The organism is Streptomyces inhibens (genome assembly GCF_003389455.1).
GTDB lineage: Bacteria > Actinomycetota > Actinomycetes > Streptomycetales > Streptomycetaceae > Streptomyces > Streptomyces inhibens.
The window spans coordinates 20,572-28,748 of record NZ_QUAC01000140.1; the positions used below are offsets into that span (position 1 = coordinate 20,572).

Below are 8,177 nucleotides of genomic sequence, written 5' to 3' on the forward strand. Positions count from 1 at the left end.
CGCACCGCGGCGTGGGATGTCGCGCCCCGCGCGGCCCGGGGGCCGGCGCGGGGCACGGGGTGGATCATTCGGGCCGGTGACCTCCGGGGAATTCCGGGGTCGCGGTGCGGGCCAGCTCGTGGCTGAGCTGTTCGAGCTCGCTGCCGCCCGCCATCTGGCGGGTCAGCTCCTCCAGGGCGATCTCGGACTTGGCGTGGCTGCCGGCCATCGTGCCGCGCTTGAGGAGGACGAAGCGGTCGCCGACGAGATAGGCGTGGTGCGGATTGTGGGTGATCAACACCACGCCGAGCCCGGCGTCCCGCGCGGCCGCGACGTACTTGAGGACGACGCCGGACTGCTTGACGCCGAGCGCCGCCGTCGGCTCGTCCAGGACGAGGACCTTGGCACCGAAGTAGACGGCGCGGGCGATGGCCACGCACTGCCGCTCGCCGCCCGAGAGGGTGCCGATGGGCTGGTCGACATCGCGCAGGTCGATGCCCATCCGCAGCAGCTCGCTGCGGGTGGTCTCGCGCATCGTCCGGACGTCGAGCCGCTTGAAGGGGCCTACGCCGGTGGTGGGCTCGGAGCCGAGGAAGAAGTTCCGCCACACCGGCATGAGGGGGACGACGGCGAGGTCCTGGTAGACGGTGGCAATTCCGCGGTCCAGGGCTTCGCGCGGTGAGGAGAGGGTGGTCTCCTCGCCCTCGATGGTGAAGGTGCCGGCGTCGTGCCGGTGCAGGCCCGCGATGATCTTGATGAGGGTGGATTTGCCGGCGCCGTTGTCGCCGAGCACACAGGAGATCTCTCCCGCGTGCACCTCCAGGGACACGCCCTCCAGTGCCCGGACGTTGCCGTAGTACTTGCTGACGTCGGTCAGCTCGACCAGCGCTGTCATGCCTTTGCCTCCGCCCGCTTACGGACCCATGCGTTCAGGAGTGTGGCGAGCAGCAGCATCGCGCCGAGGAAGAACTTGTACCAGTCCGGATTCCACTGCGCGTAGACGATGCCCTTGCTGGCCATGCCGAAGATGAAGGCGCCGACGGCGGCGCCGATCGCCGAGCCGAAGCCGCCGGTCATCAGGCAGCCGCCGACCGCCGCGGCGATGATGTAGAGGAATTCGTTGCCCACGCCGTCGCCGGACTGGATGGCGTCGTACGAGAACAGCAGATGCTGGCCGGAGACCCAGGCGGCGAAGGCGACGCCCATGTAGAGGCCGATCTTGGTCCTGGTGACCGGGACACCGACCGCCCGCGCGGCATCGGCGTTGCCGCCCACCGCGAAGATCCAGTTGCCGACGCGGGTGCGCAGCAGGATCCAGGTGGCGAGGGCGACCAGCACGATCCACCACAGGATGGTGACCTGGATGTCGACGCTGCCCAGGGTCAGATGCGAGGCGAAGAGCGTACGGGCCGAGTCGAAGCCCTCCATGTCGGCGATGGACTTCGTCGAGACGGTGCCGCTGATCAGCTTGGTGAAACCGAGGTTGAGGCCGGTCAGCATGAAGAACGTGCCGAGGGTGATGATGAAGCTGGGCAGTTTGGTACGGGTCAGCAGCACCCCGTTGAACGCCCCGATGGCGACGGTGACCAGCAGGGACACCCCGACGCCCACCCAGGTGTTGGCGGTCATCTGGTAGCTGAACATCGAGGAGATCAGCGCCGAGCTGACAACCATGACACCGGCCGACAGATCGAATTCACCGCCGATCATCAGCAGCGCCACCGGGACGGCCATGATGCCGATGGTCGACGACGCATAGAGCACGGTGGAGAGGCTGGAGGCCTGCAGAAACGGCTCGGCGATGATCGAGAAGAAGATGAAGACCGCGGCGGCGCCGACGACCGAGCCCAGTTCGGGGCGGCTCATCAGCCTGCGCGCCAGGGAGCGGTGCAGCAGCCGCTCATCGCCCCCGCTCTTGGCGGGTTGCACGAGGGGTACGTCGGTGTGGCTCATCGGGTGCCCCGCTTCGTGTAGTCCTGCAGCGCGGCAGCGTCCTTCTTGGTGATCACCTGGGGTCCGGTGAGCACCGGCTTGCCGCCGCCGAGCACGTCGGAGTTGTACTTGTAGAGCCACAGCAGGTCGACCGCCTCGTAGCCCTGGAGGTAGGGCTGCTGGTCGACGGCGAAGCCGAGGGTGCCGTTCTTGAGGCCGGCCGCGACCTGGGCATTGAGGTCGAAGGTGTCGATCTCGGCCTTGCTGCCGGCCTGTTCCTTGGCCTTGACGGCGGTGGGGGCAAAGGGCGCGCCGAGGGTGACGACGGCGTCGATGGAGCTGTCCGCCTGGAGCTTGGACTCGATGGAGGACTGCACATCGGGCATGTTGGTGCCCTCGACGTAGAGCTTCTGCAGATCGCCCTTGAAGGTCTTCTTGGCACCGTCGCAGCGCTGTTCATGACCGACGTTGCCCTGCTCGTGCAGGACGCACAGGGCCTTTTTCCTGCCGCGCTTGTTGAGCTCCTCGCCCACGGCCTCGCCGGCCACCGTCTCGTCCTGGCCGATGTGGCTGAGTGCCCCGAAGGCCTTGGACTCCTCGGCGCCGGAGTTCACCGTGATCACCGGTATGCCGGCCTTCTCGGCCTTGGCGACGACGTCCTTCATCGCGCTGGGCTTGGCGAGCGAGACGATCAGCCCGTCGACCTTCTGGTCGATGTAGGACTGCACCAGCTGGCTCTGCCGCTGGGCCTCCTTGTCGTGCCCGTAGACGAATTTGATGTTGTCCTTGGCGGCGGCCTGCTGGGCGCCGTTCTGCACGATGTCCCAGAAGGTGTCGCCGTCGCCCGAGTGGGTGACCATCGCGAACGTCCACCGGGGGGTGTTCACCGCGGCCTTGCCGCCGGCGGCCTTGGCGGCACGCTCGTCCTCGGCGCGCTTGCCTCCGGTGCTGCTGCACCCCGCCAGGGAAGCGCCGAGTACCGCTGCCAGCACGGCGCTGACGACGCGTCCCCTCCTCCGAACCGTTGCCACGAGGACTCGCCCTTCCCGCTGATGTTGCCGTCTCGGCTGCGTTGGTTGTATTCGCTGTGTGGTGTGCCCGGTCCGTGGGTGTGCGGTGTCGTACACCGGCAGCCGGCCGGGCCCAACCGAACAAGTATCCGTTACCGGTGATCTGTCCCGGTTCATGGGGTCCCGTCTTCCCTGTGGTCTCACCGGGTGCCTCGCCCGGTGTACTCGGTCAGCTTTGGTACGTCCTGCTGGGTGACCAGGGCGGGCCCGGTCAGCACCGGCTTGCCGCCGCCGAGCACATCGGCGTTGGCCTTGTGGAGCCAGAGCAGATCCACCGCCTCGTAGCCCTGGAGGTAGGGCTGCTGGTCGACGGCGAAGGTGATGTCCTTGGCCTTGAGGAGCTTGACGACCGCGGAGTTCAGGTCGAAGGTCGCGATCTGCGCCGAGCTGCCGGCCTCCTCCTTGGCCTTGACGGAGATCGCCGCCATCGGTGCACCGAGCGTGACGATCGCGTCGATGGACTTGTCGGACTGGAGCTTGGCCTCGACCGAGGACTGCGAGGACGGCGCGTTGGTGCCGTCGACGTTGAGGTTCTCGACCGTCCCGTGGAAGGCCTTGCGCACACCGGCGCAGCGGTCCTCCAGCGACACATTGCCCTGCTCGTGGATGACGCAGAGGGTCTTCTTCGCGTGCCGGGCGTTCAGCTCGTCGCCGACCGCGCGGCCGGCCACCGACTCGTCCTGGCCGATGTGCGTCAGCGCCCCGTACGCCTGGGAGAACTCGCCACCGGAGTTGATGGTGATGACGGGAATGCCCTGTGCCACGGCTTTGCGGACGGCGGCCTTGACGGCCTGCGGCTTGGCGAGGGTGACGATCAGCCCGTCCACCTTCTGATCGATGTACGACTGGATCAGCTCGGCCTGCTGGGCGCCCTCTTTGTCATGTGCGTAGAGGAACTTCACATTGTCCTTGGCGGCGGCCTGCTCGGCGCCGTTCTGCACGATGTCCCAGAAGGTGTCGCCGTCACCGGAGTGGCTGACCATCCCGATGGTCATGCGCGGGGTGGCAGCGCCTTTGCCCGATCCGCCGGACTTGCCCTCGGCGTCCTGGCCGCCGGCGGCGCTGCATCCGCCGGCCAGTGCGACCAGTGCGGCACTCGCCAGTAAAGCGGCGGCAGTGCGCAGAGTGACGCTGCGGGCAGTGAAGGGGCTAGCCGTACGCACGCCGTTCATCGTGGGACCGCCTTTGTCTCCCGGCCGCCGAAATGCGGCTGGAGGATTTTGTAACGGCGCACGCCGAGCCACGTCAATGGTTTGTCAGAACATTCTGACGAATGGACGTCTCGAGGTACGCCATACCGAGGCATTAACGGCAATACGGGCGCGTCTGGCCGCCCTCAAGCGCGGTACGGCCCCTCGGGTGGGCCCCTCCGGCCGCACTCAGGGCCGGACGAGCAGCTGGAATTCGAAGGCGTAACGGGACGCCCGGTAGACGTGCGAGCCGAACTCGACCGCGCGCCCGGTGTCGTCGTACGTGGTGCGCTGCATCGTGAGCAGCGGAGCGCCCTCGGGCTCGTCGAGCCGCTCGCCCTCCTCCGCGGTCGCCGCACGGGCACCGACGGCCTGCCGGGCGCTGTGCAGGGTGATCCCGGCCGACCGCATCAGGCGGTACAGACCGGTCTCCTCCAGCTCGGCGGTCTCCAGCTTGAGCAGCCCGGCGGGGAGGTGGTTACGCAGATGCGCAACGGGCTCACCGTGCGTCAGCCGCAGCCGTTCGACCAGCGCGACCTCCGCGCCCTCGGCGATCCCCAGCGCCGCGGCGACCTCGGCATCGGCCTCCGTGGTGGTGTTGAGCAGCACCCGGGTGGCCGGCTTCTGTCCGGCCGCCTCCAGGTCGTCGTAGAGGCTGCTCAGCTCCAGCGGGCGCTTGACCTGGCTGTGCACGACCTGGGTGCCGATGCCACGGCGGCGCACCAGCAGGCCCTTGTCGACCAGCGACTGGATCGCCTGCCGCACCGTGGGCCGGGACAGCCCCAGCCGCCCGGCCAGCTCGATCTCATTGCCGAGCAGACTGCCGGGAGCCAGCTTGCCGGTCTCGATCGCGGCCTCCAGCTGCTGGGAGAGCTGGAAATACAACGGGACCGGACTGCTCCGGTCCACGCTGAACTGGACGGGGCTCTCTGCGCCCAGGGCTTGTTCTGTATCGCGTTTCCCCACGCTCGCGAGCGTATCCGTCCGCGCAGATGACGGGAAGTCCGGAGGTCACATTGTCCGGACAAGGGCGGTTGAGAGGTGGCTTCCCGGTGGGGCGGCTTCTCGGGCCGTGCCGCCGGGCCGGGGCCACCGGAGGAGCGGGCGGCGGCCGCGGAAGAAGCCGCCCGTAGGGCCGTCATCGGGCAGGGTCGCCGCGTACACGACACCGGCCGCACCCTCCGCGACCGGCCGGCCGCCCGGGCCACCCGTTCCGCATCCCTACAGCGAGGCCGATGCCCCGATTCCCTGCATGTCCAAGGCCTTTTCTGATAACCAGGCCATGGACGCCCATCCGCGCGATCTGCGCCACCTCGTCGCCACGGCCGAGGAGTTGAACTCCACCCCCGGGCCGCCGAGCGGCCGGCGCCATGCCCCCCGACCCGAGGAGCCACCCATGTCCGTACGCCGCGTCGTCCCCGACATCCACTCCGACGCCCTGGAGGAGAACCGCACGTTCTACGGCCTGCTGGGGTTCGAGGAAGTCATGAACCACGGCTGGGTCATGACGCTCTCCTCCCCCACCAACCCCACCGCGCAGCTCACCTTCATGACCCACGACAAGACCGCCCCGGTCGCCCCCGACATGAGCATCGAGGTCGATGATGTCGACGCGGCCTACGCCGCCGTACTGGCCTCGGGCGCGCAGATCCTGCGGCCGCTCCAGGAAGAGGAGTGGGGCGTCCGCCGCTTCTTCGTCAAGGACCCGAACGGCAAGGTCGTCAATGTCCTCGGACATGCGGCGCCGGGGCATGACGTCACGGCCGATGACTCACTCTGACGGCCCGCCGCCGGCCTGCCTGGACGACCTCGGCGCGGGCCCGCAGCGTACGGCCGAGCGCCGCGGCGAAGGTGAGGGTGTTGTCGGCGGCGTACGACAGCACCCCACCGTGCACAAACCCGTGCTGCTGCTGGAGTTCCTCGCGGATATCGATCTCCGGCGTCGCTCCGCCGCCCCCGAACTCGGTGATTCTCCAAAACCGCATCCTTCCCCTCACGGGCCGGCTACTTCATCCAGTCGTCCTCGTACTTGCGGTACGTCCCGTCGTGCGTGGCCAGGTGTACCCACTGGTCCACGTACGCCTTGAACTCGTTGTCGCCGCGGGGCAGGGCGTAGGCCTTCTCGGAGAAGGTGAACGGGTCGTCCGGGTGGACCGAGCACAGTTCGGGGTGGATCTTGGCCTGATAGCGGGTCTCGCTGGCGTCCGTCATCATCACCTCCGCGCGGCCCGCGATGATCTCGTCGAAGATCGTGGTGTTGTCGGGGTGAACGGTGAGGGTGGCGCGCTTGATGTGGGCGCGGGCGAACTGCTCATTGGTGCCGCCGGGGTTGACGATGACCTTGGTGCCCGGCTGGTCGATCTGCTCCAGCGTCCGGTACTTGTCCTTGTCCGCACAGCGCACGATGGGGGTCTTGCCGTCGGTGCGGGTGGGCTCGCTGAAGTAGACGGCGCGGGCGCGCGGGAGGGTGATCGAGACGCCGCCCATGGCGATGTCGCAGCGGCCGGCCGACAGGTCGCCGACGAGCTTGGCCCAGGTCGTGGCAACGTAACGAGGCTTGGCGTCCAGGCTCTTGGCGAGGTCCTCGGCCATCTGGATGTCCACGCCGCGGTAGGTGCCGGTTGCGGGATCGAGGTAACTGAAGGGGCGGTAGTCGCCGGTGGTGCAGACGCGCAGCACACCGCGGCGGGGGACGGTGTCGAGGGCCGACGGTTTGCCGGGGACCGCGGCCTGCTTGCCGGCCGTGGAAGCGGCCGCTCGTACCGGGGCGGGGGTGTCCGAGGCTGCCGGGGCGGCGGCGGTGACGGCGAGCAGACAGGTGAGGGCGGACAGCGTGGCGGCGCGCTTCATGGGGGCTCCTCTGGCTCCGGATCGGGCGGTCACGCGGTCGGCCGCGGAGAGCCGGGCACACGGCTGCGGCACGTTGGGCACGGCCGCGGCATGATCACGTGATCGAAGCGCTCAGAGTGGCAGAGCCCATGGCTCCGGGTGAACCCCCTTGACCGGTTGGTGGACTGCCGGAGGGGCGGGAAGGCAGCGACAGGCAGCGGCGGGCGCTCAGTCCTCGTAGAGGTCCGCGGCGCCGCGCATCGCCGGGCGGTCGGGGGTGGCTTCGGCGAGGCGGGCGAGAAGGTCGGCGGCCCGCTTGGCGACGGTGTCGCGGTCGCCTTCGGAAAGGGCCGAGCCCATGCCGACGGCCACGGCGCCCGCGGCGATCCACTCCGGCGCGCTGTCGACCGTGACGCCCCCGTCGGCAGCAGCGGCACCTGCGGCAGCGCGGCACGCACCTCCTTCAGCCAGGACGGGCTGTGCCCCGAGGCGGGGAACAACTTGACCGCGTCCGCGCCGAGTTCGAGCGCGCGGACCATCTCGGTCGGCGTCGACACCCCGGGGAAGACCGGGACTCCATAGCGGTGGCCGGTGCGAATGACCTCGGCGTCGAGGCTCGGCGAGACCAGGTAGCGGGCGCCCGCGTCGACCGCCATCCGGGCCGACACCGCGTCAAGGACCGTGCCCGCGCCGATGACCGCGTCGTCGCCCAGCTCGCGGGTGAGGGTGGTGACCGCTTCCAGGGCGAAGGGGGTGGTCAGGGATATCTCCAGGCTGGTGATGCCCGCCGACAGCAGGGTGTCGGCGGTGGCGCTCGCCTCGTCATACGTCGCGCTGCGGACGATGGCGAAAACACGCTGCGCCAGTGCGGCCCGGGTGATCTCCCAGCGATACACGGCAGTTCGCCGTCCTTCCTTGTCTCCTGCGCTTCGTGCCGTCTCGCCATGGCCGACGGCGGATACGGCACTTTCCGGGGCGCGCCACGGCAGCTGACCGCACATGGTCTCTTGTCCGCCGATGCCCGCCCGCTCCTCGTTTCCACCGAAACGCTACCGGGAAGCACTGACAATCCTCCCTCGGGGGGTGCGCCCCGCGCGCCCCCTCTGCCAAGAATGCGAGAAGAGCGAGGTGGGAGGGGGCGCACAACACGGCGGCGGCCGGGGTGCGTGTGCACCCC

The 8,177-nt window shown here is 69.1% G+C and carries 7 protein-coding genes and 3 pseudogenes; 1 reads left to right on the top strand and 9 read right to left on the bottom strand.

The features are described 5' to 3' along the window. Positions 1-64: 64 nt before the first annotated feature. The 6 genes and pseudogenes from DY245_RS18085 to DY245_RS46390 form a co-directional block, all read right to left on the bottom strand. On the bottom strand, positions 65-874 hold the full coding sequence (locus tag DY245_RS18085; RefSeq protein WP_128508296.1) for an ATP-binding cassette domain-containing protein: 810 nt from the start codon (positions 872-874) through the stop codon (positions 65-67). After that, on the bottom strand, positions 871-1,932 hold the full coding sequence (locus DY245_RS18090) for an ABC transporter permease (RefSeq protein WP_128508297.1): 1,062 nt from the start codon (positions 1,930-1,932) through the stop codon (positions 871-873). Before DY245_RS18090 ends, DY245_RS18085 begins: the two co-directional genes overlap by 4 nt. Continuing rightward, entirely contained in the window at positions 1,929-2,942 is a 1,014-nt protein-coding gene (locus DY245_RS18095; protein ID WP_483409816.1) for a sugar ABC transporter substrate-binding protein, read from the bottom strand. Before DY245_RS18095 ends, DY245_RS18090 begins: the two co-directional genes overlap by 4 nt. A 179-nt stretch (positions 2,943-3,121) precedes the next feature. Then, positions 3,122-4,153 carry a sugar ABC transporter substrate-binding protein gene (locus DY245_RS18100; protein ID WP_128508299.1) on the bottom strand — a complete coding sequence of 344 codons (1,032 nt, stop codon included), beginning with the start codon at positions 4,151-4,153 and terminating at the stop codon, positions 3,122-3,124. A gap of 207 nt (positions 4,154-4,360) precedes the next feature. Further along, positions 4,361-5,137, bottom strand: a complete 777-nt coding sequence (locus DY245_RS18105) for a GntR family transcriptional regulator (RefSeq protein WP_128508300.1) — start codon at positions 5,135-5,137, stop codon at positions 4,361-4,363. A 132-nt stretch (positions 5,138-5,269) separates the two neighbouring features. After that, a pseudogene (locus DY245_RS46390) lies at positions 5,270-5,380 on the bottom strand (short-chain dehydrogenase); the annotation flags it as partial. 187 nt (positions 5,381-5,567) lie between these two features. On the opposite strand from DY245_RS46390, the gene DY245_RS18115 reads away from it, so the two are divergent. Then, the gene (locus tag DY245_RS18115; protein WP_128508303.1) at positions 5,568-5,951 is read left to right on the top strand and encodes a VOC family protein; all 384 of its coding nucleotides are present in this window, start codon (positions 5,568-5,570) and stop codon (positions 5,949-5,951) included. On the opposite strand, the pseudogene DY245_RS18120 reads toward DY245_RS18115, so the two are convergent. From DY245_RS18120 to DY245_RS18130, 3 genes and pseudogenes are all read right to left on the bottom strand, one after another. Further along, positions 5,950-6,144, bottom strand: a pseudogene (locus tag DY245_RS18120) (PaaI family thioesterase); the annotation flags it as partial. The gene DY245_RS18115 and the pseudogene DY245_RS18120 overlap by 2 nt on opposite strands. A gap of 31 nt (positions 6,145-6,175) precedes the next feature. Next, the gene (locus tag DY245_RS18125; RefSeq protein ID WP_128508301.1) at positions 6,176-7,021 is read right to left on the bottom strand and encodes a transporter substrate-binding domain-containing protein; all 846 of its coding nucleotides are present in this window, start codon (positions 7,019-7,021) and stop codon (positions 6,176-6,178) included. Positions 7,022-7,228: 207 nt separating this feature from the next. Then, a pseudogene (locus DY245_RS18130) lies at positions 7,229-7,896 on the bottom strand (bifunctional 4-hydroxy-2-oxoglutarate aldolase/2-dehydro-3-deoxy-phosphogluconate aldolase). Between the last annotated feature and the right edge of the window lie 281 nt (positions 7,897-8,177).

Coding starts and splice junctions, on each gene's coding strand:
- DY245_RS18085 (WP_128508296.1), bottom strand. CDS start 874: ATGACAGCGCTGGTCGAGCTGACCGACGTCAGCAAGTACTACGGCAAC.
- DY245_RS18115 (WP_128508303.1), top strand. CDS start 5,568: ATGTCCGTACGCCGCGTCGTCCCCGACATCCACTCCGACGCCCTGGAG.
- DY245_RS18100 (WP_128508299.1), bottom strand. CDS start 4,153: ATGAACGGCGTGCGTACGGCTAGCCCCTTCACTGCCCGCAGCGTCACT.
- DY245_RS18125 (WP_128508301.1), bottom strand. CDS start 7,021: ATGAAGCGCGCCGCCACGCTGTCCGCCCTCACCTGTCTGCTCGCCGTC.
- DY245_RS18090 (WP_128508297.1), bottom strand. CDS start 1,932: ATGAGCCACACCGACGTACCCCTCGTGCAACCCGCCAAGAGCGGGGGC.